The 26,988-nt window shown below is 70.2% G+C and carries 26 protein-coding genes; 12 read left to right on the top strand and 14 right to left on the bottom strand.

Annotated features, from left to right (window positions below; all coding sequences use genetic code 11):
- Window positions 1-75 precede the first annotated feature (75 nt).
- On the bottom strand, window positions 76-1,095 hold the full coding sequence (locus WT53_RS13300; protein WP_034208535.1) for a sulfate ABC transporter substrate-binding protein: 1,020 nt from the start codon (window positions 1,093-1,095) through the stop codon (window positions 76-78).
- Between the two features lie 451 nt (window positions 1,096-1,546).
- On the opposite strand from WT53_RS13300, the gene dapA reads away from it, so the two are divergent.
- Complete coding sequence (dapA, locus tag WT53_RS13305) at window positions 1,547-2,440, top strand: 4-hydroxy-tetrahydrodipicolinate synthase (RefSeq protein WP_034208536.1); 894 nt, start codon at window positions 1,547-1,549, stop codon at window positions 2,438-2,440.
- Between the two features lie 57 nt (window positions 2,441-2,497).
- Here the strand turns inward: dapA and WT53_RS13310 are convergent, their stop codons facing one another.
- The 3 genes from WT53_RS13310 to WT53_RS13320 all read right to left on the bottom strand — a co-directional run bounded on the left by WT53_RS13310 (window position 2,498) and on the right by WT53_RS13320 (window position 4,253).
- The gene (locus WT53_RS13310) at window positions 2,498-2,878 is read right to left on the bottom strand and encodes a type II toxin-antitoxin system VapC family toxin (protein WP_034208537.1); all 381 of its coding nucleotides are present in this window, start codon (window positions 2,876-2,878) and stop codon (window positions 2,498-2,500) included.
- Window positions 2,878-3,105 carry a hypothetical protein gene (locus WT53_RS13315; protein WP_034208538.1) on the bottom strand — a complete coding sequence of 76 codons (228 nt, stop codon included), beginning with the start codon at window positions 3,103-3,105 and terminating at the stop codon, window positions 2,878-2,880. The genes WT53_RS13310 and WT53_RS13315 overlap by 1 nt, the downstream gene beginning before the upstream one ends.
- Before the next feature lie 95 nt (window positions 3,106-3,200).
- Window positions 3,201-4,253 (bottom strand): LysR substrate-binding domain-containing protein, encoded by a 1,053-nt coding sequence (locus WT53_RS13320; RefSeq protein WP_034208539.1) that lies wholly within the window; start codon window positions 4,251-4,253, stop codon window positions 3,201-3,203.
- A 106-nt stretch (window positions 4,254-4,359) separates the two neighbouring features.
- Between WT53_RS13320 and WT53_RS13325 the strand changes: the two genes are divergently transcribed.
- Window positions 4,360-5,715 carry an MFS transporter gene (locus WT53_RS13325; RefSeq protein ID WP_034208540.1) on the top strand — a complete coding sequence of 452 codons (1,356 nt, stop codon included), beginning with the start codon at window positions 4,360-4,362 and terminating at the stop codon, window positions 5,713-5,715.
- A 64-nt stretch (window positions 5,716-5,779) separates the two neighbouring features.
- Here the strand turns inward: WT53_RS13325 and WT53_RS13330 are convergent, their stop codons facing one another.
- On the bottom strand, window positions 5,780-6,418 hold the full coding sequence (locus WT53_RS13330) for a glutathione S-transferase family protein (RefSeq protein ID WP_034208541.1): 639 nt from the start codon (window positions 6,416-6,418) through the stop codon (window positions 5,780-5,782).
- Window positions 6,419-6,530: 112 nt separating this feature from the next.
- On the opposite strand from WT53_RS13330, the gene WT53_RS13335 reads away from it, so the two are divergent.
- Window positions 6,531-7,451 carry a LysR substrate-binding domain-containing protein gene (locus tag WT53_RS13335; RefSeq protein WP_034208542.1) on the top strand — a complete coding sequence of 307 codons (921 nt, stop codon included), beginning with the start codon at window positions 6,531-6,533 and terminating at the stop codon, window positions 7,449-7,451.
- A gap of 18 nt (window positions 7,452-7,469) precedes the next feature.
- Here WT53_RS13335 and WT53_RS13340 read toward each other — a convergent pair whose 3' ends face one another.
- The 3 genes from WT53_RS13340 to WT53_RS13350 are packed head-to-tail and all read right to left on the bottom strand — an operon-like array spanning window position 7,470 to window position 11,467.
- Window positions 7,470-9,695 (bottom strand): xanthine dehydrogenase family protein molybdopterin-binding subunit, encoded by a 2,226-nt coding sequence (locus WT53_RS13340; RefSeq protein ID WP_034208543.1) that lies wholly within the window; start codon window positions 9,693-9,695, stop codon window positions 7,470-7,472.
- Window positions 9,692-10,693, bottom strand: a complete 1,002-nt coding sequence (locus WT53_RS13345; protein WP_034208544.1) for a xanthine dehydrogenase family protein subunit M — start codon at window positions 10,691-10,693, stop codon at window positions 9,692-9,694. The genes WT53_RS13340 and WT53_RS13345 overlap by 4 nt, the downstream gene beginning before the upstream one ends.
- A gap of 18 nt (window positions 10,694-10,711) precedes the next feature.
- Window positions 10,712-11,467: a (2Fe-2S)-binding protein gene (locus WT53_RS13350; RefSeq protein ID WP_034208545.1), complete on the bottom strand. Its 756-nt coding sequence runs from the start codon at window positions 11,465-11,467 to the stop codon at window positions 10,712-10,714.
- Window positions 11,468-12,021: 554 nt separating this feature from the next.
- Here WT53_RS13350 and WT53_RS34305 point away from each other — a divergent pair.
- Window positions 12,022-12,306, top strand: coding sequence for a hypothetical protein (locus WT53_RS34305; protein ID WP_034208546.1), 285 nt, complete (start codon window positions 12,022-12,024; stop codon window positions 12,304-12,306).
- Window positions 12,307-12,681: 375 nt separating this feature from the next.
- Here the strand turns inward: WT53_RS34305 and WT53_RS13360 are convergent, their stop codons facing one another.
- Window positions 12,682-13,305, bottom strand: a complete 624-nt coding sequence (locus WT53_RS13360) for an alpha/beta hydrolase (protein ID WP_034208547.1) — start codon at window positions 13,303-13,305, stop codon at window positions 12,682-12,684.
- Window positions 13,306-13,620: 315 nt separating this feature from the next.
- On the opposite strand from WT53_RS13360, the gene WT53_RS13365 reads away from it, so the two are divergent.
- Genes WT53_RS13365 through WT53_RS13380 form a run of 4 tightly spaced genes read left to right on the top strand, consistent with a single transcriptional unit; the run spans window position 13,621 to window position 16,262 of the window.
- Window positions 13,621-14,562, top strand: coding sequence for a glyoxylate/hydroxypyruvate reductase A (locus WT53_RS13365; protein ID WP_034208548.1), 942 nt, complete (start codon window positions 13,621-13,623; stop codon window positions 14,560-14,562).
- 31 nt (window positions 14,563-14,593) lie between these two features.
- Window positions 14,594-15,526: a hydroxymethylglutaryl-CoA lyase gene (locus WT53_RS13370; protein ID WP_034208549.1), complete on the top strand. Its 933-nt coding sequence runs from the start codon at window positions 14,594-14,596 to the stop codon at window positions 15,524-15,526.
- 26 nt (window positions 15,527-15,552) lie between these two features.
- A complete protein-coding gene (locus WT53_RS13375) occupies window positions 15,553-16,059 on the top strand; it encodes a YbaK/EbsC family protein (RefSeq protein WP_034208550.1) in 507 nt (168 codons plus the stop codon).
- On the top strand, window positions 16,056-16,262 hold the full coding sequence (locus WT53_RS13380) for a DUF1289 domain-containing protein (protein WP_034208551.1): 207 nt from the start codon (window positions 16,056-16,058) through the stop codon (window positions 16,260-16,262). The genes WT53_RS13375 and WT53_RS13380 overlap by 4 nt, the downstream gene beginning before the upstream one ends.
- A 252-nt stretch (window positions 16,263-16,514) precedes the next feature.
- Here the strand turns inward: WT53_RS13380 and WT53_RS13385 are convergent, their stop codons facing one another.
- A complete protein-coding gene (locus WT53_RS13385; RefSeq protein ID WP_034208552.1) occupies window positions 16,515-17,417 on the bottom strand; it encodes a DMT family transporter in 903 nt (300 codons plus the stop codon).
- Window positions 17,418-17,529: 112 nt separating this feature from the next.
- Here WT53_RS13385 and WT53_RS13390 point away from each other — a divergent pair, with 112 nt between their 5' ends.
- Window positions 17,530-18,021: an Lrp/AsnC family transcriptional regulator gene (locus WT53_RS13390; protein WP_034208553.1), complete on the top strand. Its 492-nt coding sequence runs from the start codon at window positions 17,530-17,532 to the stop codon at window positions 18,019-18,021.
- A gap of 101 nt (window positions 18,022-18,122) precedes the next feature.
- Here WT53_RS13390 and WT53_RS13395 read toward each other — a convergent pair whose 3' ends face one another.
- The gene (locus tag WT53_RS13395; protein ID WP_034208554.1) at window positions 18,123-19,019 is read right to left on the bottom strand and encodes an alpha/beta fold hydrolase; all 897 of its coding nucleotides are present in this window, start codon (window positions 19,017-19,019) and stop codon (window positions 18,123-18,125) included.
- Between the two features lie 237 nt (window positions 19,020-19,256).
- Here WT53_RS13395 and WT53_RS13400 point away from each other — a divergent pair, with 237 nt between their 5' ends.
- A complete protein-coding gene (locus tag WT53_RS13400; protein WP_034208555.1) occupies window positions 19,257-20,216 on the top strand; it encodes a nitronate monooxygenase family protein in 960 nt (319 codons plus the stop codon).
- Window positions 20,217-20,330: 114 nt separating this feature from the next.
- On the opposite strand, the gene WT53_RS13405 is transcribed toward WT53_RS13400, so the two are convergent.
- From WT53_RS13405 to WT53_RS13415, 3 genes are all read right to left on the bottom strand, one after another.
- Window positions 20,331-21,293, bottom strand: coding sequence for a LysR family transcriptional regulator (locus WT53_RS13405; protein ID WP_034208556.1), 963 nt, complete (start codon window positions 21,291-21,293; stop codon window positions 20,331-20,333).
- 183 nt (window positions 21,294-21,476) lie between these two features.
- On the bottom strand, window positions 21,477-22,553 hold the full coding sequence (locus WT53_RS13410) for a porin (protein ID WP_034208557.1): 1,077 nt from the start codon (window positions 22,551-22,553) through the stop codon (window positions 21,477-21,479).
- A 343-nt stretch (window positions 22,554-22,896) separates the two neighbouring features.
- Complete coding sequence (locus WT53_RS13415) at window positions 22,897-23,388, bottom strand: hypothetical protein (protein ID WP_034208558.1); 492 nt, start codon at window positions 23,386-23,388, stop codon at window positions 22,897-22,899.
- A gap of 348 nt (window positions 23,389-23,736) precedes the next feature.
- On the opposite strand from WT53_RS13415, the gene WT53_RS13420 reads away from it, so the two are divergent.
- Entirely contained in the window at window positions 23,737-24,765 is a 1,029-nt protein-coding gene (locus tag WT53_RS13420) for a bile acid:sodium symporter family protein (RefSeq protein WP_034208559.1), read from the top strand.
- A gap of 218 nt (window positions 24,766-24,983) precedes the next feature.
- On the top strand, window positions 24,984-26,828 hold the full coding sequence (locus tag WT53_RS13425) for a phosphodiesterase (RefSeq protein WP_034208560.1): 1,845 nt from the start codon (window positions 24,984-24,986) through the stop codon (window positions 26,826-26,828).
- Window positions 26,829-26,988: the final 160 nt, after the last annotated feature.

Consider the following 26,988-nt stretch of genomic DNA (forward strand, 5'->3'; position numbering starts at 1 on the left):
AGCCGCGAAAAAAAACCGGCCGCACGAGCGGCCGGCTGGGTCGTCGTGCGGGCTCGCGCGCGGCGCCCGCCGCGATCACTTCCGGTCGACGATCACCTGGTCGAACGTGCCGCCGTCGGCGAAATGGGTCTTCTGCGCGTTCGCCCAGCTGCCGAAGACCTGCTCGACGCTGAACGTCTTCAGCGGCTTGAACTCGGCCGCATGTTTCTTCAACACGGCCGCGTCGCGCGGGCGCAGATGGTGCTGCGCGATGATCTCCTGCGCTTGCGGCGTGTACAGGTAGTCGAGATACGCCTGCGCGACCTTGCGCGTGCCTTTCTTGTCGACCACCTTGTCGACGACGGCGACGGGCGGCTCCGCGAGGATGCTCGCCGACGGATACACGGCGTCGAACTGCGCGCCCGACGCGCCCGTGTCCATCAGCGCGACCTCGTTCTCGAACGTGACGAGCACGTCGCCGATGCCGCGCTGCGTGAACGTCGTCGTCGCGCCGCGGCCGCCCGAATCGAGCACCGGCACGTTGCGGAAGATCGCCTTCTCGAAGTCGAGCGCCTGCTGGTCGGTCGCACCCTTCTGCTTCTGGAAGCCCCAGGCGGCGAGATACGCATAGCGGCCGTTGCCCGACGTCTTCGGGTTCGCGATGATCACCTGGACGCCCGGCTTCGCGAGATCGCTCCAGTCCTTGATCGCCTTCGGGTTGCCCTTGCGCACGAGGAACACCATCGTCGTCGAGTACGGCGAACTGTTGTCGGGGAAGCGCGCGCGCCAGTCCTTCGGCAGCAACTGGCCGCGCTCGGCGAGCAGGTCGATGTCGTTCGGCTGGTTCATCGTCACGACGTCGGCCTGCAGCCCCTGCAGCACCGACAGCGCCTGCGCGCTCGACGCGCCGTGCGACTGCTTGATCGTGACCGTCTCGCCGGTCTTCTGCTTGTAGGCGGCGGCAAAGCTCGCGTTGATGTCCTTGTACAGCTCGCGCGTCACGTCGTACGACACGTTCAGGATCGACGTGTCCGCCTGCGCGGCCGTCGCCGCCACGACCAACGCCGCCGCCGCGCCCGTGTGCAGCCAGCGGCCGATCCGCTTGATGCTTGCCATCGTGATATGCCCCGTTTCCAGTGGTGGTGAATGTGCGTGACCGCACGCGTACGCGCCGTCATCGAAACGTAAGCGGGCATTCTAGCGGCCGGGCGCATCGCGCCTTCCAATCAGTCGTGAAAAGCAAATCTCGAATCCTGCTAAACGACGGCCGGGTCTCGCGCGCCCTGCCGCCCCGGTGTTAAGATCGCCGCTCAGCCCACTCACGGTTCATCCATGTCCGCTACCCTGCGCTCGCCCTCGATCCTCGCCGCCGTCGCGGCAGGTGCGCGCGCGGCCGGGCTGAAACTGAAAAAACGACTCCTCGACTGACGGGGACGTCGCGTCCCGTCAGGCGAATGCCGGACGGGATGCCCGCAGGTCGTTTCTTTCTCCTTGCACGCACGCCTCGCTCCGGCATCGCGCCGGCGGAACGGTCCCTTCCCACTCCGTTTCCACCATGAGGCTTTGCATGAACACACGTTTCGAAGGTATCTGGCTGCCGATCGTCACGCCGTTCCACCACGGCGAGGTCGATCACGCGGCGCTCGCGCGGCTTGCGCACCGTTATGCGGCCGCCGGCATCGCAGGCTTCGTCGCGGGCGCGACGACCGGTGAAGGCGTGCTGCTCGACGCGCGCGAACAGGACGCGGTGTTCGCGACGCTGCGCGACGCGGCGCCCGCGCTGCCGATCGTCGTCGGGCTGACCGCGAGCGCGACGCATTTCGCGGCCGCCCGCGCGCGGGAACTCGCGGCGCTGCGCCCCGACGGGCTGCTCGTCACGCCGCCCGTCTACGTGCGGCCGACGCAGGACGGCATCCGCCGCCATGTCGAGGCGATCGCCGCCGCGGCCGACCTGCCCGTGCTCGTCTACAACATCCCGTACCGCACCGGCGTGAACGTCGAACTGGACACGCTGCAGGCGCTCGCGCGCGATCCGCGCGTCGCGGGCATCAAGGAATGCGGCGGCACGCTCGACCGGATGAGCCGGCTCGTGCACGACACGCCGCTCGCGATCCTGTCCGGCGACGACAACCAGAACTTCGCGGCGATGTGCGCGGGCGCGCACGGCGCGATCGCGAGCAGCGCGCACGTGCTGCCCGAATGGCATGTGCGGATTCATGCGTGGCTGCGCGACGGGCGGCTCGCCGACGCGCGGCGCCTGTCGGTCGCGCTGCAGCCGCTCGTCGCGGCGCTGTTCGCGGAACCGAACCCGGCGCCGGTGAAGGCCGTGCTCGCCGCACAAGGGTGGTGCGAGGACGAGTTGCGGCTGCCGTTCGTGCCGGCGAGCGACGGGTTGCGGGAGAGGCTGGGCAGGCTCCGTGCGGCGCTCGAGGAAATCGAACCGCACGCTGCGGCTGTATGAACGGCCGGTCATGCATCGGGGGCCGGCGACCGCCGGCCTCCCGCCTGGCAGATTGTTTCAGACTGTCAGAACCACAGACATGCCGTACCGGGCGAGATGCCCATCGGCGGTGACGAGCCGCAAGGGTTCATGCTGGGCCTGCGCAACGAGCAGCCGATCGAACGGGTCGCGATGATGGCTCGGCAAGTTGCGTACGGCCGCCCCGTGTACGGCCCGGACCGGCAGTTCGCGGAACCCGCTCGCCCGAAGCACGCGAACTAGCCGATCCACGTCGACATCGAGCTTCCCCAAGCCGGCCTTGATCGCGGCTTCCCAGATACTCGCGCTGCTGACGAACCGCTCGTCGGCATCCGCGATCAGCCTGCGTGCTCGGGCGCTGAGCTTCGGGTCATCGGTCACGCTCCACAAGAAGATGTGCGTATCGAGCAGCAACCGCATCAGCGCCCTTCGAAAGCAGCCAGCACGTCGTCGGGCAGCGGTGCGTCGAAGTCGTCCGCGATCCGAACCTGACCTTGCAGGAGACCGAACCGAACGGGCCGTTTGACGGATACGGACCGATCCCCGGATGCTGGCGGGTTCGAGATCGCGGTTTCCTTGCCGGAAATCGAAACGTCGACTTGTTGCGATGGATCGGCCGTGGTGCCGGGGATATTTGCGCGTTGCATGATGACCTCCGCTTTGGATGCCACCACTGTATTCAAGTCGGCCCGAACGATCCATTCAGCCGAATGGGGGATGCCTGCAGGATCTCGGCGGCTCGTCACGCCGCGAGCGCTACGCCGCCCTCCTCCGTCGCGCCCCGCACCGCCTGCGTCACGATCCGTGCAAGCCGGTCGACCGTCGGGGTCGCCGACGACGTGCGCCGCAGCAGGATCAGCGGCAGGCTCGGCAGCGCCGGCAGCCCGCACGACGCGGCATCGAGCACGCGCACCGAAGCCGGCAACCCGTAATGCGAGCGCACCGTCAGCCCGAGCCCCGCCGCCGCGGCCGCCCATAGCCCGGCCAGGCTCGGCGTCGTGAACGCGACGCGCCACGGCACGCCGGCACGATCGAGCGCATCGGTCGCCGCGCCGAAGAACCGGCACGGCCGGTCGAACACGACGAGCGGCAACGGCTCGCCCGTCGCCCGCACCGCACGATCGCCAGGTTCGCCGGCGCCGCCTTCCCCGCCCGCGTCCCCGCCGCCGCCCGGCACACCGAAACCACCGCCCGCCGCCGCGCCGATCCATTGCATCGGCACCTGCGCGATCGCTTCGCCGTCGATCCCCGCCCGCGACACGAGCGCCGCCGACGCCGGATCGCCCCACACGAGCGCCAGATCGAGCTGGTTCGCATCGAGCCGGTCGAGCAGCTCGGCGTTGCGCGCCACGCGCGCCTCGATCTTCACCTTCGGATGCGCACGCGCGAACCGCCCGAGCACGTCCGGCAGGATCGCCTCGCCGAAATCCTCCTGCAGCCCGACCCGTACCCAGCCGTCGAGCTTCACGCCGCGCACGGCCGCGGCCGCCTCGTCGTTCAGCTCGATGATCCGCCGCGCGTAGCGCAGCATCGCGTCGCCGGCGTCGGTCAGCGCGAGCCCGCGCCCGGCTTTCACGAACAGCGGCGTGCCGGCCTGCTCCTCGAGCTTGCGGATCTGCGCGCTCACCGCCGACGACGAGCGCGCGACACGGTCCGCCGCCTTCGCGAAACTGCCGAGATCCACGCCCGCGACGAGGCTGCGCAGCGCCGCGACGTCGAAGTTGGGCCGCGCCAGCGCGGCATCGGCCATCGCGAGCGGCTCGCCGCCGTCGCGCGGAATATCTTGTCCGGGCATCTCAATCATCCTGTTTCATCGAACGATTCATCCAAAACTTTCCGATTTTCAGGATGAATGTAGGCCGCCAGACTGTGCACGTCAACCTCGAACCGGGCCTGCCGTCATGGATACCTCGTGCATCGCTTCCCCCTCTTCGCCTGCCCGCGACGTGCGCGGGCCGGCCCATCGCTGGCGCGTGCTGGCCGCCGGCGTCGCCGCCAACATGAGCTTTTCGGCCGCCGCGGCCGGCATTCCGACCACGGCCGTGTGGATGCGCGCCGCCTACCATCTGGACAACGGCGCACTCGGTCTCGTGCTCGGCGCGCTCGGCTTCGGCGTCGCGCTGTCCGAGCTGCCGTGGGGCATCGCCGCCGACCGCTTCGGCGACCGCCGCGTGCTGCTGACCGGGCTCGTCGCGACGGCCGCGATGCTCGTGCTGATGGTGGGCACGATCGTTCCGACCGCGCACGCGGCGCCGCCGCTGATGCGCGTCGTCGCGGCGATGGCCTGCGTCGGCCTGCTCGGCGGCAGCGTGAACGGCTCGAGCGGGCGCGCGGTAATGCGCTGGTTCGGCGAGCGCGAACGCGGGCTCGCGATGAGCATCCGCCAGACGGCCGTGCCGCTCGGTGGCGGCCTCGGCGCGGCGCTGCTGCCGTCGCTTGCATCGCACGCGGGATTCGCTGCGGTCTATGGCGCGCTGATGCTGCTGTGCGCGGGTTCGGCCGCGCTCACGTGGCGCTGGCTGCACGAGCCGCCCGACGTGCCCCGTGTCGCGCAACCGGTCTTCGCGCAGGCGGCCCTGACGCAGGCGACCCCGACGCAGTCGCGCCTCACGCAGGCGGCCCACGGACAGTCGGCGCCGTCGCAGTCCGCCGCGCAATCGCCTGCGCATCCATCCGCACGCCCCGCGCGCAGCCCGCTCGCGAGCGGGCCCGTGTGGCGCATCGTGCTCGGCATCGGCCTGCTGTGCGCGCCGCAATTCGCGGTGCTCACGTTCGCGACGGTGTTCCTGCACGACTTCGGCCGGCTCGGTCTTGCCGGCATCAGCGCGGCGATGGTCGCGCTGCAGCTCGGCGCGATGGCGATGCGCGTCTGGAGCGGCCGCCATACCGACCGGCACGGCAACCGGCGCGCGTACCTGCGCGGTTCCGTGCTCGTCGCGGCCGGGTCGTTCGCGCTGCTCGCGGCGGCGACGGCCGGCAGCCCGCAGGTGCCGCTCGCCGCGATCGTCGCGATTCTCGTGTTCGCCGGCATCTGCGTGTCGGCATGGCACGGCGTCGCGTACACGGAGCTGGCGACGCTCGCGGGCGCGAACCACGCGGGCACCGCGCTCGGGATGGCGAACACGATCGTCTATCTCGGGCTGTTCGCGACGCCGCTCGCGATTCCGCCGCTGCTCGCCGCGAGTTCGTGGAGCGTGGTGTGGCTCGCGGCGGCGTCGATCGCGGGCGCGACCTATCCGCTGTTCGCGGTGAGATAGCCGCCGCCCGTTCCCCCCGTTTCGCGCGGGCGGCGCGGCGAAGATGCCGGCACCCGCGCCCCCGTCAGACCGCCTCGCGCGCCAGCGCACGCCGCGCGGCCGGCCGTTCGGCCTCGCGCTGCGCATGGGCAGTCCATGCGGGATGTCGCGTCATGTCGAGCCCGATCGCGACGCCCCAGCGATACAGCACGAGCAGGAACGGATCGACGATCGAATGCGCGCCCGGTTCGGCCCACGTGCGGCCGTCGGCCAGCAGGGCTTCGATCGACGCGTTCGCGGCCTCGATCGTGCTGCGTCCCTGCGCGCTGATCGCGCCGTGCAGCGCCGGATCGTCGATGAAGCGGCCCGGCCGCCACAGCGCGCCGTAGCCGACGCCATGCACCCAGCCGACCAGCCAGGCGAGCCATTCGTGGCAGCGCGCCTCGCGCAGCGGATCGCCGAGTGGCAGCAATTGCGCATCCGGGTAACGGCGCGCGAGATACGTGAGGATCGCCGGCGTTTCGGTCAGCACACGCGGTTCGCCCGGAATCGCGAGCACGGGCACGCGCGCCTTCGCGTTGATCGCGAGGTAGCGCGCTTCGAGGTTCTGCCGCTCCTTCACCGAGACGATCTCGATGTCGAACGGCGCGCCGGTTTCCTCCAGCGCGATGTGGGCGGCGAGCGAGCAGGCGCCCGGCGAAAGATAGAGACGATAGGCGTTCATGGTGGTATGGCCCGACGGGGCTGTGGAAGACGGAGCCGAGTGTAGGAACGCGTGCCGATGCGCGGCAAACGATGAATTGTCGTGCTCGGACATTAGTGTTACTAATACCCGCATGCGACGCATCCATCTCCCTCCGCTGCAGACGCTGCGCGCGTTCGAGACCGCCGTGCGGCTGCAGAGCTTCACGCGCGCGGCCGACGCGCTCGCGCTCACGCAGGGCGCGGTCAGCCAGCACATCCGCGCGCTCGAGGCGCAGCTCGGCTATCCGCTTTTCACGCGCGAGCGCAACGGCGCGACGCCGACGCACGCCGCGCATGCGCTCGCGCTGCAGGTGCGCCAGGGCCTGAGCGTGCTCGAACGCGCGTTCGAGCCGACGCTCGCGGTGCGCCGCCGCCCGCGCACCTGCGACGTGACGTTGAACGTGAGCGTGCTGCCGAGCGTCGCCGAGCGCTGGCTCGCGCCGCGCCTGCCGCGCTTCGCGGCCGCGCATCCGCACATTTCGATTGCGCTGCATCCGGACGTGGCGCTCGCGCCGCTGCGCAAGCGCGACCGCATCGACGTCGCGCTGCGCTACGGGCCGGGCACGTGGCCCGGCGTCGTCGCCGAGAAGCTGATGAACGAGACGATCTTTCCGGTCGCGAGCCCCGCCTACCGCAATCGCGACGGCATCGTGCCGCGCACGCCGGCCGACCTCGTGCGCGCGACGCTGCTGCGCCATCCCGCGCAGCCGTGGGAACCGTGGTTCCAGGCCGCGCGGCTCGACCTCACTGAATCCGCGCGCGCGCCGCGCTTCACCGATGCGAACGCGTTGATCGATGCCGCGCTGAAGGGGCGCGGCGTCGCGCTCGCGCGCCGCTCGCTGATCGAGCCCGAGCTCGCGGCCGGCACGCTCGTGCGCGTATCGACGGTGCGCATCACCGACGTGTACGCGCACTACGTCGTGTGGCGCCCCGGCCATCAGCATGAAGCGGCGATCCGCACCTGGCTCGACTGGCTGCGCAGCGAAGTGCGGCGCAGGACGCCGCGACGCTGACGCCGCCTGCCGGCACGCTCACGCGCGCGTCGGCGGCACGACCTTGTCGAGCGTGATCGGCAGATCGCGCACCCGCACGCCGGTCGCGTGATAGACCGCATTCGCGATCGCGGCCGGCACGCCGGTGATGCCGATCTCGCCGATGCCGCGAATGCCGAGCGAATTGAAATGCGTGTCGCTTTCGTCGACGAAACTCACGTCGAGCTCGCCGATGTCCGCGTTCACGGGGACGTGATATTCGGCGAGGTTCGCGTTCGTGAAGCGGCCGTGCCGCACGTCGAGATGCGAGCCCTCCTCGAGCGCGGTGCCGAACCCCCACACCATCCCGCCGATCAACTGGCTGCGCGCCGTCTTCGCGTTGAGCACGCTGCCGACGCTGTAGACGCCGACGATGCGCGGTACGCGAAGCGTGCCGAGCGCGGCATCGACGTGCACTTCGGCAAACACCGCGCCGAACGAATGGGATGCATAGCGCGACTTCTCGTCGCCCGGCTTCGTCGTCGCCTGCGCGTCGATCGGCCGGCCGCCGGCGCGCGCGATCACCGCCGCGGCCGGGTCGCGCCGCGACGGGTCGCCGCGCTGCACGACCCAGCCGTCGTCGATCGTCACGTCGTCGGCCGCGGCGCCGTGCAGCGGCGACCCCGGATCGGCGATCGCCAGCGCGATCAGCTTCGCGCGCGCCTGCCGCGCGGCCTCGCGCACGGCCGGCGCCACGCTCGCCGCCGACTGCGAGCCGCCCGACACCGGCGCGCGCGGCAGGCTGGAATCGCCGAGCACGAAGCGCACGTTCTGCGGCGCGAAGCCGAGCGCGTCGGCCGCGACCTGCGTCATCACCGTGTAGGTTCCGGTGCCGATGTCCTGCGTGCCCGACGCGACTTCGGCCGTGCCGTCCGGCAAGATGCGCGCCCGCGCGGACGCTTCGCTGCGGTTGGCCGGATAGGTGGCGGCCGCCATCCCGAGGCCGATCAGCGTGTGGCCGTCTCGCATCGTGCGCGGCGCGCCGGTGCGGCGCGACCAGCCGAAGCGCCGCGCGCCGAGCGCGTAGCACTCGCGCAGCTTGTTGCTCGACCACGGCTTGCCGTCCTGCGGATCGACCTGCGCGTAATTCGCGAGCCGCAGCGCGACCGGGTCCATGCCGAGCCGCCACGCGAGCTCGTCCATCGCCGATTCCAGCGCGAACGAGCCGGACGCCTCGCCGGGTGCGCGCATGAACGTCGGCGTGCCGACGTTCAGCGACACGATCCGGTGCGTGGTCGCCTGGTTCGGCACCGCGTACATGATCCGCGCAGGCATCCCGCACATTTCCGTCCAGTCCTCGAACGTCGACGTCGTGACGATCGAGTCGTGACGCATCGCGGTCAACGTTCCGTCCCGGCGTGCGGCCAACACGACGCGCTGTTCGGTGAGCGGCCGACCGCCGACCGGGCCGAACATCTGCGGCCGCGTCAGCGCAAGGCGAACCGGGCGCCCCGCCTGCTTCGCGGCCATCGCGCACAACGACACGTGCGACCACGACGAACCCTTGCCGCCGAAGCCGCCGCCGAGGAACGGCGAAATCACGCGCACCTGTTCCGGCGCAATGCCGAACACGGCGGCCACCGCCGCGCTCGCGCCCGACACGCCCTGCGTCGCATCGTGCAGCGTGAGCGTCGGGCCGTCCCAGTGCGCCATCGTCGCGTGCGGCTCGATCGGGTTGTGGTGCTGCATCGGCGTCGTATAGGTGGCGTCGATGCGCACCGCGCCTTCGCGCAGGCCGGCATCGACGTCGCCGCGTTGCGTGTCCATCGGGCGCCCCTGCTGCTTCGGCGGCACGCGCGCGCCGCGCTTCGCCTGCGCGAAATCGAGCGCTGCATCGTTCGCGCGATAGCGCACGCGCACGGCATCCGCGGCGTCGGTCGCCTGCTCGAGCGTCTCGGCGACGACGACCGCGACGGGCTCGTTGCCGTAGCGCACGGTGTCGTCCTGCAGCAGCGTGAGCCGGCGCCCGGCGGGCGGCGACAGCGGCGGCCGGCCGCCGTTGGGCAACCGCATCGCGTTCTCGTGCGTGATCACGATCAGCACGCCCGGCATCGCGCGGGCGCGCGCCGCATCGATCGATTCGATGCGACCGCTCGCGATCGTGCTCGTCACGAGCACCGCATGCGCGAGCCGCGCATCGGGAAACTCGGCCGCGTAGCGCGCGCCGCCCGTCACCTTGAGCACGCCGTCGACCCGGTCGAGCGGCTGTCCCGTCACCGTGTTCATGCGGCACCTCCCGTCGGCGCGGCGGCCGTTTCGACCGCACGGACGATCGCCCGCTGCGCGAGCGCGACCTTGAATCCATTGCCGTCGAGCGGTCGCGCATCGCGCAACGCCAGCGCGGCCGCCTCGCGCAGCGTCGCGTCGGTCGGTGTGCGGCCCGCGAGATGCGCTTCCGCCTCCATCGCACGCAACGGCTTGTGCGCGACGCCGCCGAGCGCGATCCGCGCGTCGGCGACGCGCGGGCCGTCCATCCGCAGGGCCGCCGCGACCGACACCAGCGCGAACGCGTAGCTCGCGCGGTCCCGCACTTTCAGATAGTGCGCATGGTCGGCGAAGCGCGGCGGCGGCAAGTCGACCGCGGTGATCAGCTCGCCCGGTTCGAGCGTCGTGTCGAGATCGGGCCGATCGCCCGGCAGCCGGTGAAACGATGCGATCGGGATCTGCCGTGCGCCGCGCGGGCCGCTCACCTGCACGACGGCGTCGAGCGCGGCGAGCGCGACGCTCATGTCCGATGGGTTCACCGCCACGCACTGCGGGCTCGCGCCGAGGATCGCGTGCATCCGGTTGTGGCCGCCGATCGCCGCGCAGCCGCTGCCCGGCTCGCGCTTGTTGCACTGCGCGAACGCGGGATCGTAGAAATACGGGCAGCGCGTGCGCTGCATCAGGTTGCCGCCGACGGTCGCCATGTTGCGCAATTGCGCGGACGCGCCGGCGAGCAGCGCCTGCGACAGCAGCGGATAGTCGGCGCGGATGCGCGGATGATCGGCCGCATCGCTGTTGCGCACGAGCGCACCGATGCGCACCCCGCCGCCGGGCAGCGCCTCGACCGTATCGAGGCCGGCGATGCGCGTGATGTCGATGAGCGCGACGGGTCGCGCGACGCCGCCCTTCATCAGGTCCAGCAGGTTCGTGCCGCCGCCGATGAACGTCGCGCCGGGCCGTTGCGCCGCGCGCACGGCGCCGGCGACGTCGGTCGCGCGTTCGTAGGAGATCGCTTCCATGACGCTGCCCTCCGTCGGCTAGCCGTGCGCCGCATGCGCGGCGCGCACGGCGGCGACGATGTTCGGGTACGCGCCGCAGCGGCACAGGTTGCCGCTCATGCGCTCGCGGATCTCGTCGTCCGACAGGCTCGCGGGCGGGCGCCGCACGTCGTCGCTGGCGGCGCTGCCGGCGCCCGCCGCGAACTCGTCGAGCAGCGCGGTCGCCGAGCAGAGCTGGCCGGACGTGCAGTAGCCGCACTGGAATGCATCGCACTCGACGAACGCGCGCTGCACCGGGCTCAGCACGCCGTCGCGCGCCAGCCCTTCGACGGTCGTGATTCGCTCGCCTTCGTGCATCACCGCGAGCGTCAGGCATGCGTTGATGCGCCGCCCGTCGACGAGCACCGTGCACGCGCCGCACTGCCCGCGATCGCAGCCCTTTTTCGTGCCCGTGAGCCCGGCGTATTCGCGCAGTGCGTCGAGCAGCGTGACGCGCGGCTCGAGCTGCAGCGTGTACGCCCGCCCGTTGATGTCGAGATGCACGGGCTGCGCGGGCACCGTATCGCGGCGGAGCGCAGCCGGTGCGGATGCCGCGCGCGGCGGCTGCGCGTGAACGTGCGGGGCGGCGCCGACGGTCGCTGCCGCCGCCGCGGATTGCAGGAAGCGCCGCCGTGCGGCGCTGGACGGCGTATCGTGCGGCAACGGCGGCACCGCCGAACGACCGGGCCCGAGCGGCGACGGGGCGGCGTCGCGCGCCGGTTCGGCAGGCGGAGAATCGGATCGATCGCTGGACATGGCTTCTGCTCGCTCCATGGTTGATGGACGCAGATGGGCCGCCCGCGCCCGGATGGCAGCGCGGTCGGCATGCGCATCGGCAACGAGCAATTCCGGTGCCGCGAACCCGCGGAGCGCCGCGCCGATGCACGGTGCCGGCGCCGGTCCGCGGCGCGCACGCGCGACGGCCCGCCCGCGTCGCCGGCAAGCGCGCCTACATGACGCCACGCTGGCGCGCGGCTGGCCGTTCGCTGACGAAGCGGCAATAACGACCGGTTTTTTGGGCGTGAACGGCCGCACGTCGGTCGCAAGTTGCCGGGAGCATGCGCGATGCCGCGCATGACGCCCGCGTCGCCGTGGCCGGATCGCGGCAACGCGCACCGTGTAAATGCGCGCAGCATCCGCGGCCGCTGGAAAATTCCGCCACGCGTGCCGGCGGATCGCCGCGAAGGCATTCGGTCAGCCTGACGAAAACATGTCGCGATCGCGCCCCGCCCGCCAACGATTCACCGAAACGTCGCATCGCGGCGGCATACTCGAAAACGTTTCCCGATCAGCCTGCCAGGAGAGAAGTCATGCGTCGCGTTTCCGTCGCCGTCGTTCTGTGTGCCGCCGTTTTCGTCGCCGCGTGCAGCGACGACGCGCCGCACGACGCCAACGCGACCGACACCGCGCCGCAGGCCGGCGCATCGAGCGGCGCTGCCAGCGCGTTCAACAGCGACGCGCCCGCGAACGTCGCCGCATCCGATGCCGCGCCGCTCGCGCCGCCCGTCGTGCACTATCCGCCCGATGACGACGACGATGCGAAGTCCGCCACGAACGCGGCCGCGTCGGGCGCCGCCGCGTCGTCGCCGGGCTGATCCCGCCATCGCGCGATACGAGTCGCTATCACTCGGGGAGAGCGGCGGGCCCGCGCGGCGAGCCGCCACCGGCACGACGTAACGATCCGCGACGGCGCGAACGGCACGGTGTCGAGCGCTGCCGCGTCGTCGCCGGGCTGATCCCGCCATCGCGCGATACGAGTCGGTATCACTCGGGGAGAGCGGCGGGCCCGCGCGGCGAGCCGCCACCGGCACGACGTAACGATCCGCGACGGCGCGAACGGCGCGGTGTCGCGCCGCTTCGCGGGCCATGTCGGGCACAGCCGGCCGAGCGCGTCGAACCCGGCCGCCGTCGGGCGCATCCGCGCGCCGTCGCCAGCGCAACGGCACGGCATGCGCCGCGCCACCCGCCCGTCAGACCGCGTGCGCGAGCGCGCGCTCGACGAGCGCGGCCTCGAAGCCGTCGTCCGCGTCGCGAAAGCGCAGCGGCGCCGCGCAATGCACCAGCGTGTCGACGAAGTATTTCGCGCGCGGCCACGGCCCGAAGCCGGCCGCCGTGTTGATGTGCCCGGCATCGCCGAGGTTCACGAACGCGCTGCCCAGGCGCTGCGCGAGCGCGCGCGCGTCGGCGAGCGGCATCCACGGGTCGGTCTCGCTGCCGATCACGATCGACGGCACCGCGAGCCGGCGCGCGTCGAACGGCCCGGCAAACGTGAATTTCTTCGGGCTGGCCGGCGCGACGAACAGCACGCCTGCCACATCGCCCACATGCGGCCACTGCGCGAGCGCATGCGCGGCCGCGAGGCAGCCGAAGCTGTGCGCGGCGAGCACGAACGGGCCGCGCTCGCGATCGAGCAGCGCGCGCACCGCTTGCGCCCAGCCCGCGAGATCGGGCGCATCCCAGTCGTGCTGCTCGACGCGCAACGAGCGCGGGAACTGCCGCTCGAGCCACGTCTGCCAGTGAGCGCCTTCGCTGCCGTGCAGGCCCGGAACGGTGACGAGCCGCGGCGGCCACGCCGATTTGCTGCATGCGCGCATGATTGCCCTCGCTTGCTTGAAGACGAGGTTCGATTGTGGCGTCGGGTACGCGTCGACCGAACCAATATTTTGTGCTTTGCTTTTGCGCGCGGCGGCGACCGGCGACGGCCCCGCGACGGCCCCGCGACGGCGCAATGTGCCGCGAAACCGTAGAATGTGGGCTTCCCGTCAGCTTCACACGGAACCGGCCCGGGCGCGCGACGCGCCGGCCGTCGTCAGGAGACACCCGATGTCCGCTACGTCCGCCGGCGCGCCGCGCCCGGCTTCGCTCGCCGTTCCCGTGACGCGCCGCGCCGGCGCGCGCGCCCTCGTGCAATGAAGATCCTGTTCCATTCGCCGCATCAGGACGCCGACGCATGGCGCGACGAGATCGCGCGTGCGCTGCCGGAAGCCGAACTGCGCGCATGGCAGCCGGGCGATACGGCCGCCGCCGACTACGCGCTCGTGTGGCGCGCGCCGCGCGAGTTCTTCGCACCGCGCGACGGCCTGCGCGCGATCTTCAACCTCGGCGCGGGCGTCGATGCGCTGCTCGCGCTCGAGCGCGCGCATCCGGGCACGCTGCCCGCGCACGTGCCGTTGGTGCGGCTCGAAGACTCGGGCATGGCGCAGCAGATGGTCGAATACGTGACGCACGCGGTGCTGCGCTACCTGCGCCGTTTCGACGAATACGACCTGCAGCAGCGCGAGCGCCGCTGGCAGCCGCTCGAACCGCATGCGCGCGCGAGCTTCACCGTCGCGGTCCTCGGCCTCGGCGTGCTCGGCGCCGAGGTCGCCCGCGCGCTCGCCGCGCTCGGTCTGCCGGTGCGCGGCTACAGCCGCAGCGCGAAGCAGCTCGACGGCGTCGCGACCTTCGCCGGCGACGGCGCATTCGACGCGTGCATCGGCGGCGCGAAGGTGCTCGTCAACCTGCTGCCGAGCACGCGCGACACCGACGGCATCCTGTCGGCGCGCACGTTCGCGCGGCTCGCGCGCGGCGCGTACGTGGTGAACGTCGCGCGCGGCGCGCATCTCGTCGAAGCCGACCTGCTCGACGCGCTCGCGAGCGGCCAGGTCGCCGCGGCCACGCTCGACGTGTTCCAGCACGAACCGCTGCCGGACGACCATCCGTTCTGGCACGCGCCGCGCATCTCGATCACGCCGCACAGCTCGGCCGAGACGCTGCGCGCGGAAGCCGTCGAGCAGATCGCCGGCAAGATCCGCGCGTTCGAGCGCGGCGCGCCCGTGAGCGGCATCGTCGACTACGCGCGCGGCTACTGAATTCCGCACAAAGAGCAACCAGGAGACAACCATGACGCTCCCCACCGCCGTCAAGATCGTCGAAGTCGGCCCGCGCGACGGGCTGCAGAACGAGAAGACCTTCGTGCCGACCGACGTGAAGATCGCGCTCGTCGACCGGCTGTCGCGCGCCGGCTTCCGCAACGTCGAGGCCGCGTCGTTCGTGTCGCCGAAATGGGTGCCGCAGATGGCCGACGGCGCCGACGTGATGGCCGGCATCGCGCGCCGCGCGGGCACCGTGTATTCGGTCCTCACGCCGAACCTGAAGGGCTTCGAGAATGCGCTCGCCGCACGCGCGGACGAAGTCGTGATCTTCGGCGCGGCGAGCGAGGCGTTCTCGCAGCGGAACATCAACTGCAGCATCGCCGAGAGCATCGCGCGCTTCGAGCCCGTCGCGAAGGCCGCGAAGGACGCGGGCCTGCGGCTGCGCGGCAGCGTGTCGTGCGCGCTCGGCTGCCCGTACCAGGGCGAGGTGCCGGTCGCGTCGGTCGTCGACGTCGTCGACCGCTTCGCGGCGCTCGGCTGCGACGAGATCGACATCGCGGACACGATCGGCGTCGGCACGCCGAAGCGTACGCGCGAAGTGCTGTCGGCGGTCACGCGCGTGTTCCCGCGCGAACGCCTGTCGGGCCACTTCCACGATACCTACGGCCAGGCGCTCGCGAACATCTACGCGGCGCTGTTCGAAGGCATCGAGATCTTCCACGCGTCGGTCGCGGGCCTCGGCGGCTGCCCGTACGCGAAGGGCGCGACCGGCAACGTCGCGACCGAGGACGTGCTGTACCTGATGCAGGGCCTCGGCATCGATACCGGCATCGATCTCGCGCAGGTCGTCGCGGCCGGCGATTTCATCTCGAACGCGATCGGGCGCGCAAACGTGTCGCGCGCCGGTCGTGCATTGCTCGCCAAGGCGCAGAGCGCGGCCGACGCCGCGAACTGCGTCTGATCACCTCGCTCCACGGATTCCTCGACATGACGACACCCGCTTCATTCGATTCCCTCCCCGATTCCGCGCGACGCGTCGCGCTGCTGCTGCGCGAGCGCGGCCACGCGAAAGGCATCGTGATGCTCGCCGAAACCGGCAAGACGTCGGCCGAGGCCGCGGCCGGGCTCGGCTGCTCGGTCGCGCAGATCGCGAAGTCGATCCTGTTTCGCCGGCAGGCCGACGGCGCGCCCGTGCTGGTCGTCGCGAGCGGCGTCAACCGCGTGGACGAAAGGAAGGTCGCCGCGCAGGTCGGCCCGGTCGGCCGCGCGGACGCGAAGTTCGTGCGCGACAACACCGGCTATGCGATCGGCGGCGTCTGCCCGATCGGCCATCTGGTCGAACCCGTCACGCTGATCGACGCCGACCTGCTCGCGCTCGACAGCCTGTGGGCCGCCGCCGGCCATCCGCACGCGGTGTTCAACCTGTCGCCGCACGAACTCGTGTCGCTGACGGGCGCGCCGGTCGCGGACGTCGCGTTGCGGGAACCCGCATGAGCGACGCGACGATGCCGGTCGCCACGGTTGCGTCGCCGTGCACCGACGTCTGCCGGATCGATCCGCGCACCGACTGGTGCGCGGGTTGCCTGCGCACGCGCGGCGAGATCAAGGAATGGCGTACGTCGGACGACGATGCGAGGCGCGCGCTGCTCGCGCGGCTGGACGCGCGACGGCGCCTGATCGCGGGCAGCGAGACATAAAAAAAAGCCGTTCAGCCTCACGGGCGAACGGCATCGAGATCGGAATCCTGTGAACGTGATCAACGTCACAGCCCGCATCATACGAGCGACGCGAGCGCATCGCATCGGGTGTTTCCCTACAACTTCTTACAGCGCTTTTTGCGGCCGCGCGCGACGCGCGCGTGACGCCATTTGGCGTGCAATGTCCGTTCCCGACACGCGCGTTCGACGGCACGCGGCGCGCGCGCAACCGCGCCGAATCGTACGACCGTTTCAGTTGCCGACCGCCGCGCGACGCGTGGGCACGATGCGCCAGCCGAGGTTCACACCGGCCGCCGCGAGCAGGATCAACAGCGCGCCGAACACCTGCGTCCACGCGAGCGTCTGTCCGAACGCGACGCGATCGACGGCGATCGCGACGACCGGATAAACGAACGACAGCGCGCCCGTCATCGCGGTCGGCAGCTTCTGGACCGCGCCGTACAGCAGCACGTACATCAGCCCCGTGTTGACGACGCCGAGCACGATCAGGTCGAGCCATTGCCCGGCCGTCGCCGGCAACGCGCCGAAGTGCGCGAACGGTGCGAGCAGCAGGATGCCGAGGCCGGCCTGCAGCAGGGCGAGCAGATGCGGCGGCGTGCCCTTCAGGTGCTTCGTGACGATCGACGAGATCGCATACAGGAACGCCGCACCGAGCGACAACGCGACGCCTTCCAGATATTCGCCGGGCACCGCGAGCACCGCCGGCTCGACGCGCACCACGAACACGAGCCCGGCGAACGCGAGCGCGAGCCATGCGACCGTCGACGCGGTGATCCGCTCGCGGAACACGATCGCGCCGAGCGCGACGAGCATGAACGGCTGGGTGTTGTAGACGGCGGTCGCCATCGAGATCGACGCGCGCGAATAGGCGGCGAAGAGCAGCAGCCAGTTCGCGACGATCGCGACGCTGCCGAGCGTCGCGAGCGCGAGCATCCGCGGCGAGAACAGCGAGCGACGCAGGAAGCCGAACGCCGCGCAGACGATCGCGAGCGTCGCCGCGCCGAACAGGCAGCGGAAGAACACGACATTGGTCAGCGGCTGCTGCGACGACATCACGAGCCAGCCGATCGTGCCGGACATCAGCATCGCGACGATCATCTCGGCGGCGCCGCGGCGCATTTCATTCGAGGCCATCATGAACTCCGTTCAAGAGAGTGGATGACTTCGATTCTAGAAACTTGCTTTCGCCGCAACCATGGCTAAACTGAAGTGAATCATCCGATTCACCTTCGAAAGCAAAGCGATCATGCCGAAACGCCTTTCTCCGCCCGCCGTCGCGGCGCTCGACGCGACCGACCGCGCGATTCTCGCCGCGCTGGCCGACGACGCGCGCATCGCGACCAGCGAACTCGCCCGGCAGATCGGGCTGTCGGCGCCCGCGACCGCCGACCGCGTGCGGCGGCTCGAGGCGCAGGGCGTGATCGCCGCGTTCACCGTCGAGCTCGATCCGCGCGCGCTCGGCTACACGCTGCAGGCGATCGTCCGCGTGAAGCCGCTGCCGGGTCAGTTGCATCTGGTCGAGGAGTTGCTGCGGCGGATTCCCGAATTCGTCGAATGCGACAAGGTCACCGGCGACGACTGCTTCATCTGCCGGCTCTACCTGCGCACGATCGAGCACCTCGACGACATCCTGTCGAAGGTGACGGAACGCGCGGAGACGAGCACCGCGATCGTGAAATCGACGCCCGTGCCGCGGCGCCTGCCGCCGCTCGTCGAAGACGAGCACGCGCATCGCTGAGCCGCAGGCGCCCCGTCCCGTCAGCCGCAGGCGACCCACCTCGCCAACCGCAGCCGGCGCAGTCAACCATCCTCGGACGGCGCGCGCCGCCGCCCGCACCGTCACGCGGCCGGTTCGCGCGCGTCGAAGAATGCGAGCAGTTCGTCGATCAGCGCGTCGGGCGCCTCTTCCGGAATGTAGTGCCCGCAGTCGAGCGCGCGGCCGCTGACGTCGCGCGCGACGCGCCGCCACTCGTCGAGCGGATCGAAGCAGCGGCCGACGACGCCGTGCTCGCCCCACAGCACGCGCAGCGGACACGCGACCTTGTTGCCGCGTTCGAGATCCGCACGGTCGTGCTCGAGATCGATCGTCGCCGACGCGCGGTAGTCCTCGCACATCGCATGCACGGCGCCGGGCTGCGCGAGCGCCGCCCGGTACGCGTCGAGCGCCTCGGGCGCGAACGGCGCGAGCCCGGCCGACCGGTTGCCCATCACGCGCTCGATGTACGCATCGGTGTGCGCGCCGATCAGCGTCTCGGGCAGCGGCTCGGGCTGGATCAGGAAGAACCAGTGGAAATACGCGGTCGCGAACGCGCGATCGGTTTTCTCGTACATCGCGAGCGTCGGCGCGATGTCGAGCAGCATCATCCGCTCGACGGCATCCGCGTGATCGAGCGCGAGCCGGTGCGCGACCCGCGCGCCGCGATCGTGCGCGCACACGTGGAAATGCGCGAAGCCGAAATGCCGCATCACGGCGACCTGGTCCGCCGCCATCGCCCGTTTCGAATACGGCGTGTGCCGCCCGTCGCTCGGCGGCCGGCCCGATGCGCCGTAGCCGCGCAGGTCGGTGGCGATCACCGTGAAGTGATTCGCGAGCGTCGCGGCAACGCGATGCCAGATCATGTGGGTCTGCGGATGTCCGTGCAGCAACAGCAGCGGCGGACCCGCGCCTCCTTTGACACCGAAAATGTCGGTGTCCTGCACCGTCACGCGAAACGGTGCAAACGCCTCAAACGACATGGTTTGTTTCTCGTTGGTTTGTTATGGCGGCTATTTTAGAAGCGCCGGCGCGTCTTCATGGCGGCGTCGTCACCCGAAACCGTAGAAAGAGAACACTCACTCGATTGCCCGCCCACCGCGGAGTTTGTTAAGCTCGCGTAGAATCGCACGACCGTTCGTATTAATATGAACTTCCGATCGCGCAGCTACACTCGAATACCGTCCGACCGCAACGCCCCCGGAGACTGGAGACATCACATGGCATTGCCCACCGTCCTGCAGAACCTGACGCTGCCCGTCATCGCGTCGCCGATGTTCATCGTCAGCTACCCCGAACTCGTGCTCGCGCAATGCAAGGCGGGCATCGTCGGTTCGTTCCCCGCGCTCAATGCGCGTCCGGCCGAACTGCTCGACGCGTGGCTCACGCAGATCCAGTCGGAACTCGCCGACCACAAGGCGAAGCACCCCGATGCGACGATCGGCCCGATCGCGGTCAACCAGATCGTCCACCAGTCGAACGCGCGGCTCGAGCACGACGTGCGCGTGTGCGTCGAGCACAAGGTGCCGATCTTCATCACGAGCCTGCGCGCGCCGGCGCGCGAGATCGTCGACGCGGTGCACGGCTACGGCGGCATCGTGCTGCACGACGTGATCAACCTGCGCCACGCGCAGAAAGCGCTCGAAGCCGGCGTCGACGGGCTGATCCTCGTCGCGGCCGGCGCGGGCGGCCACGCGGGCACGACGTCGCCGTTCGCGCTGGTCGGCGAAGTGCGCAAGATCTTCGACGGCCCGATCGTGCTGTCCGGCTCGATCGCGAACGGCGGCTCGATCCTCGCCGCGCAGGCGATGGGCGCCGACCTCGCGTACATGGGCACGCGTTTCATCGCGACGCAGGAAGCGCATGCGATCGACGACTACAAGCACGCGATCCTGAACGCGAAATCGTCGGACATCATCTACACGAACCTCTTCACGGGCGTGCACGGCAACTACATCCGCGAGAGCATCGAGAAGGCCGGCCTCGATCCGGACGCGCTGCCGGAATCCGACAAGACCAAGATGAATTTCGGCAGCGACAAGACGAAGGCGTGGAAGGACATCTGGGGCGCCGGCCAGGGCGTCGGCCTGATGGACGATCTGCCGAGCGTGGGCGCGCTCGTCGAGCGGCTCAAGCGCGAGTACGACGACGCGAAGGCGCGGCTCGGCATCCCGCGCTGACGGATGCGGCGGCCGTCGCGGCCGCCATCGGTGCGAGCGCATCGAATCGAAAAAAAAGCGCGAACCGCAGCGGTTCGCGCTTTTTCATTGTCCCGCCGCGGCGGACGATGCGGGTCAGACCGCGCGCTTCATCCGCGTGATCGGCAGCACGCGCAGGCTCGATTCGATCGACGGGCACAGCGACTGCCCCTCGAAACGCGCGGCCAGGAAATCGACGAACGAGCGCACTTTCGCGGAGACGTGACGACGGCTCGCGTACACCGCATAGATCGGCGCCTCGTGCGGCGGCACCGAATCGAGCAGCACCGGCACGAGCCGGCCCGCTTCGATGTCGTCGCCGACCACTTCGGTGCCGAGCAGCGCGATGCCCGCGCCGGCGAGCACGGCCGCCCGCAGCCCTTCGAGATGGTTCACGATCAGGTTGCCGTTCAGGTTCACGCGCGACGCGGCGGCCGCGTCGATCATCAGCGAATCGAGCATCGTCGAATTCGAATCGCGCCGCAGGTAGTTGTGATTCGCGAGATCGGCGATCGTCTGCGGCGTGCCGCGCTTCTCGAGATAGTCGGGCGACGCGACCAGCAGGATGTGCGCGGTCGCGATCTGCCGCGCGACCAGCGACGACGATTTCAATCCGTTCGGCGCCGCGCGCACCGCGACGTCGTAGCCTTCCTCGATCAGGTCGACCACGCGATCGGACAGCGTCATGTCGACGGTCACGTCCGGGAAGCGGCCTGCGTAATCGGTGACGGCCTGCATCACGTGCCGCAGCCCGAACGCGGACAGCGACGTCACGCGCAGCCTGCCCTGCGGCACCACGCTCGCGGCGCCGACGGCCTGGCCGGCTTCGTCGAGTTCGGACAGCGCCTGCACGAGGCGCTCGTAGTATTCGCGTCCCGCCTCGGTCGGCGCGACGCGTCGTGTCGTGCGATGCAGCAGCCGCGCGCCGAGCTGCTGCTCGAGGTGCATCACGTGCTTGCTCGCCATCGCCGCCGACATCTGCATGCGCTCCGCCGCGCCGACGAAGCTGCCCACTTCGACGACGTAGCGAAACACATTCATGCTGACGAGGGTATCCATCGAACTAGCTCGCAATCCCGGGGGAATCAACCAATTACGAGATAGGGTAACAAAGGCGAGGAAACAGAAAGGTCAAGAAAGGCAAAACGGCGCCGCGGGTGGCGGCGCCGTTTCGGGCGGGAAAACATGCATCCGGCACGCGCGTTCGACGCGCGCGGCCGGCGCACCGATCGCGCGGGTGCGTCAGAACTTCGCGCGGATGCCGGCGCCGAACGTGTTGCCGGTCGACAGGCCGCTGATGTGGTCGTTCATGTACGCCGCGTAGACGTCGGTGCGCTTGGACAGCGGATAGTCGTAGCCGACGGCCCAGGTCTGGCGCGTCTGGTCGAGGCCACCCGCGTCGCGCGAGTACGCATACGACGCCATCGCGTTGCCCACGCCGATCGGCACCGACACGCCGCCTTGCGCGGTGTTCACGTGCCAGCTGCCCGCGACCTGGTCGTTCTTCGTATACATGTACTGGCCGAACAGCTTCACGAGCTTCAGGTCGTAGGTCGCGCCGACCAGCGCGATACCCTGGCTCTTCATCCCGGTCACGAGCGCGCTCAGATCCTGCGGGCCGTTGTTGAAGTTCACGTACTGATACATCGCGGTCGCCGCGAACGGGCCGTTCGCGTAGTTGAACTGCGCGCTCCACTTCTTCGAACGGTTGTCGCCGGCCTGGTTGCCGAGTGCGTACATCGCGCCGAAATTCAGGCCACCGAACGAAGGCGACGTATACCCCACCGCGTTGTTCCAGCCCGAATCGCCGACCGCGCCCTGGTCGCTCGGATAGGTGGGGAACGTGCCGAGGCCGAGGAACACGTGGTACACCATCGGCGAGAAGGTGTACGAGTCGTAGAACGGGTTGAACAGGATCGTCGACAGGAACAGGTGCGTCGTCAGGCGGCCTGCCGTCACCGTGCCGTACGGCGAGCTGATGCCGACGTACGCGTTGCGCGCGAAGAACGTGTCGCCCTGGAAGCGGCCGTACTGGCCGTTCTGCGCCCGGAAGAAGCTCTCCAGCGTGAAGATCGCCTTGTAGCCGCTGCCGAGGTCCTCGGCGCCGTGCAGGCCCCAGTACGAGGTCGACATCCCGCCGCCCGACACGTTCCACGCCCGATCGCCGCCCGGAAACTTGGTGGCGCCGACCCACTCGTCGACCTGCCCGTAGAGCGAGACGCTCGACTGCGCATGGACGGGTGCGGCGGCCGCCACGCAGGCGGCTGCGGCGATCAGCTTGACGGACGTGCGCGATGCACGGCGGGCGAATGCTTTCATGGGATCTCCAGGGTTTTGTCGAATAGTCGATGAGTGGCGCGAGCGTTGTTGTTTGGAGCCGAGTGCTTGCGTCGTGGGGCGCAGCCATCTTTACGGATCATTCGCCCGGCCAAAATTGCGCACACTTATTGCGGGTATAGCGCCAGCATTAACTTCGCGGAATGTGTCCATGGCCGGACGCACGCGGCGGCCCGGCGCGAACGCGGTCGCACGGGCGGGCGGCGGCGCGGCATGCGCGTACCGGGCGCGAAAGATAGCGCAATGCGGCGGGAAAATCAGCGGAAATCTGCGCGCGACTGTGGCGAATTCGCATCAGCCGGCAACGGGACGAGCGCCGCAGCGCTCAGTTTCGGTAGAACGAAGAAAAAGAAGGCGAGTGCGCGGACTCTTCCTGCGAGCGGGGCGGCGGCATCGGGCGGCCGCCGCGCTCCTCGTTGTAGCGAGCGACGTCGGCGCGGATCGAGCCGGCCCGCAGCGGGACGTTGCCGCCGCCCGGCGGGCGCGGCATCTGGCGGACTTCGGCGCTGATCGGCCGATACGGGCTTTGCGCGGCGTAATGGCCGTACGACGGCGTCGGGCGCAGCCCCCAGCGGGAACCGGACGCGCTCACGCCGCCGGGACGCACGCCGGCAGGCGCAGGCACGCGGCGCCAGACCGGGTCGCCGCCGGCGGCGCCGGCCGGCTGACCGTACGCACGCATGTCGCCGCCGCCGAAGCCGTGGCCGCCGAACCCGTGACCGCCGTGGGGCGGCTGGGCCAGCGCGAGCGGCATCAGCAGCGCGCCGAGCACGCCTGCCGCCCATCGTCCGATCTTCCGTTTCACCCGTTCCGTCATCGTTCCGTGCCCATCGACGCCCGCCGTCGGCTCCTTTCGGCCGACCCAAGGCTTTCAGCAGTAATTTATGAGCGGGCGGAAAGTGTGTCGAGCCAAAAAGTGTTATGTCGCCGGCATCGGTGTAACACCATGTTACTGCTAGGTTTTTTCGCTTCGGCGCACGGTCGCGACAGCACATTGTTCTGCGGTTTCACGCGTGGCCGGGCAAGTGCGACGGCCGGCGTCTCATGCACATGATTCATCAATCGATTCACACAATGAATTTGTGTAGTGAATCGCCAACCGCGACAATGACGCCATCCGCGCGCGCGACGCGCGCCTTCGCCATGTCCGAATCGAGTTTCCCCGATGGCCCGTCCCCGTTTTCTTCCCGACAACTTCACGCTCGCGCTCGTGGGCACCGTCGTGCTCGCGAGCCTGCTCCCTTGCCGCGGCCCGGCCGCCCATGCGTTCAACTGGGCGACCAACATCGCCGTCGGCCTGCTGTTTTTCCTGCACGGCGCGAAACTGTCGCGCGAAGCCGTCGTCGCGGGCGCGACGCACTGGCGGTTGCACGCGGTCGTGCTGCTCAGCACGTTCGCGCTGTTCCCGCTGCTCGGGCTCGCGCTGAAACCCGTGCTGCAGCCGCTCGTCACGCCGACGCTGTATGCGGGCGTGCTGTTCCTGTGCACGCTGCCGTCGACGGTCCAGTCGTCGATCGCATTCACGTCGATCGCGAAGGGCAACGTGCCGGCCGCCGTGTGCGCGGCATCGGCGTCGAGCCTGCTCGGGATCTTCGTCACGCCGGCGCTCGTCGGGCTGATGATCACGTCGCAATCGGCCGCGGCCGCGTCGCCGTGGAGCACCGTCGGCAGCATCGTGATGCAACTGCTCGTGCCGTTCATCGCCGGCCAGTTGCTGCGGCCCGTGATCGGCGGCTGGATCGACCGCAATCGCGGCGTGCTGCGCTTCGTCGACCAGGGCTCGATCCTGCTGGTCGTCTACGTCGCGTTCAGCGAGGCGGTCAACGAGGGGCTGTGGCACCAGATTCCGCCGCGCGCGCTCGGCGGCCTGCTCGTCGTCAACGTCGTGCTGCTCGCGATCGCGCTGCTGCTGACCGCGTTCGTCGGCAAGCGGCTCGGCTTCAACCGCGCCGACCGGATCACGATCATTTTCTGCGGATCGAAGAAGAGCCTCGCGGCCGGCGTGCCGATGGCGAAGGTGATCTTCTCGGCGAACGCGGTCGGCGCGATCGTGCTGCCGCTGATGCTGTTCCACCAGATCCAGCTGATGGCGTGCGCGGCGCTCGCGCAGCGCTGGGGCGCCCGCGACACGAGCGGCGAGGACGAGGGCGACGCGACGGCCGCGTCCGGCGCGCTGAGCACGAGCAAACGCTGACGCGTCCGCGGGGGCGCGATGGCCGCTGCCGGCGGCCTTCCCCCTTTCGCCTCCCGCCTCCCGCCTCCCGCCTCCCGCCTCCCGCCTCCCGCCTCCCGCCCGCGCCCCCGCCGGGCGCGATGCACCGGCAACGCCCATCGCGTCACGAAATCTTCATTCAATTCTCCGCGAGCGCTGCCGTTAAGCTGGGCGTCCCGTCGATTCGGCTGCCCTCGTCCATGCCCGCGCCCCACTCCGATCCCGCTGTCGCCCGCACCACGCGCCTGATCGCGGATCGCGCGCTCGCCGCCGTTTTCCAGCCGATCGTCGATCTCGGCTCGGGGACGGTCGTCGGTTACGAAGGGCTGATCCGCGGGCCACGGGGCACCGACCTCGAGCCGCCCGCCGCCCTGTTCGCGCAGGCCGCGCGCGAAGGCGAAACCATCGCGCTCGAACGGGCCGCCGCGCTCACCTGCCTCGACGCGTTCGCGGCGCTCGGCTGCGACGGCAAGCTGTTCCTCAATTTCAGCGCGGGCACCATCCTCACGCTCGCCGGCGAACGCGAGCGCGCACGCCAGTTCCTCGGCCGCGCGCGGATCGGCGCCGAACGCATCGTGATCGAGCTCACCGAGCAGCACGCGATTCCCGATCTCGCGGACATCGGGCCGGCGGTCGCGTCGCTGCGCGATGCCGGCATCCAGTTCGCGCTCGACGACTACGGCACCGCGAACGCGAGCATGAACCTGTGGCTGCGCCTGCACCCGGACGTCGTGAAGATCGACCGCTTCTTCATCCACGACATCGCGCACGACCCGCTCAAGTTCGAAGCCGTGAAGGCGATGCAGCACTTCGCGCACGCGAGCGGCGCGAAGCTGATCGCGGAAGGCATCGAGAACGAATGCGACCTGATCGTCGTGCGCGACATGGGCATCTGCTGCGTGCAGGGCTTTCTGCTCGGCCGGCCGGACGCGCAGCCGTCGCGGGTGGTCGCGCCGGCCGCGCGCGACGCGATCCGCACGCCGCACATCGCGGTGTTTCCGGGCGTGACGCGCGCGGTGCGGCCGGCCGGCACGATCGCCGGGAAGATGCTCGTGCCCGCCCCGGCGCTGCCGCGCGACGCGACCAGCAACGACGTGCTCGACCTGTTCAACCGGATGCCCGACCTGCACGCGGTCGCGCTCGTCGAGCGCGGGCGGCCCGTCGCGCTCGTGAATCGCCGCGGCTTCATCGACCGTTTCGCGCTGCCGTATCACCGCGAGGTGTTCGGGAAGAAGCCGTGCCTGCAGTTCGCGAACGATGCGCCGCTGATGATCGACAACGCAACCACCTTCGAGCAACTCGCGATGCTGCTCGCGAGCCACGACCAGCGCTATCTCGCGGACGGCTTCGTGATCACCGAACACGGTCGCTATGTCGGGCTCGGCACCGGCGAGAGCCTCGTGCGCGCCGTGACCGAGATGCGCATCGAGGCCGCGCGCTACGCGAATCCGCTGACGTTCCTGCCCGGCAACATCCCGATCAGCGCGCACATCGACCGGCTGCTCCAGCGCGACGCCGGCTTTCACGCGTGCTACGTCGATCTGAACCAGTTCAAGCCGTTCAACGACCAGTACGGCTACTGGCAGGGCGACGAAGTGCTGAAGTTCGCCGCGACGGTGCTGGCCGGCGTGTGCGATCCGCAGCGCGACTTTCTCGGCCACGTCGGCGGCGACGATTTCCTCGTGCTGTTTCAGCGCGACGACTGGCGCGAGCGCGCCGCCGACGCGATCGCGCGCTTCAACGACGGTGCGCAGCTCTTCTACACGCAGGCCGACCGGCAGGCGGGCGGGCTGCGCGGCGAGGACCGCCACGGCAACCCGGCGTTCTTCGGCTTCGTGACGATGGCGATCGGCGCGGTCGGCGTGCCGGCCGGCGCGCACGGCGCGAAACGTTACGGGAGCGACGAGATCGCGTCGGTCGCGGCGCTCGCGAAGCGGCGGGCGAAGCAGCGGCCGGACGGGCTCGCGGTCGTCGACCTCGATGCCGGCCGCGCAGCGCTGCGCCATCGCGGCGAACCGCCGGCCGCGGCGATGGCGACGGGCTGAACGGCGGACGGTGGCCCGTGGACGGGTGCGCACGGGTTGCGCACGGAAAACGCCCGCGCACCCGGCGACCCGCCCGATGCCCGTTCCGCGCAAGGCCGGGCTGTTAGCCTCGGCTTGCCGCCGTCGCACGCGACCGCCGCGGCGCGCCCTCACGCCGGCC

This window comes from Burkholderia sp. MSMB2157WGS (assembly GCF_001532755.1).
Classification (GTDB): domain Bacteria; phylum Pseudomonadota; class Gammaproteobacteria; order Burkholderiales; family Burkholderiaceae; genus Burkholderia.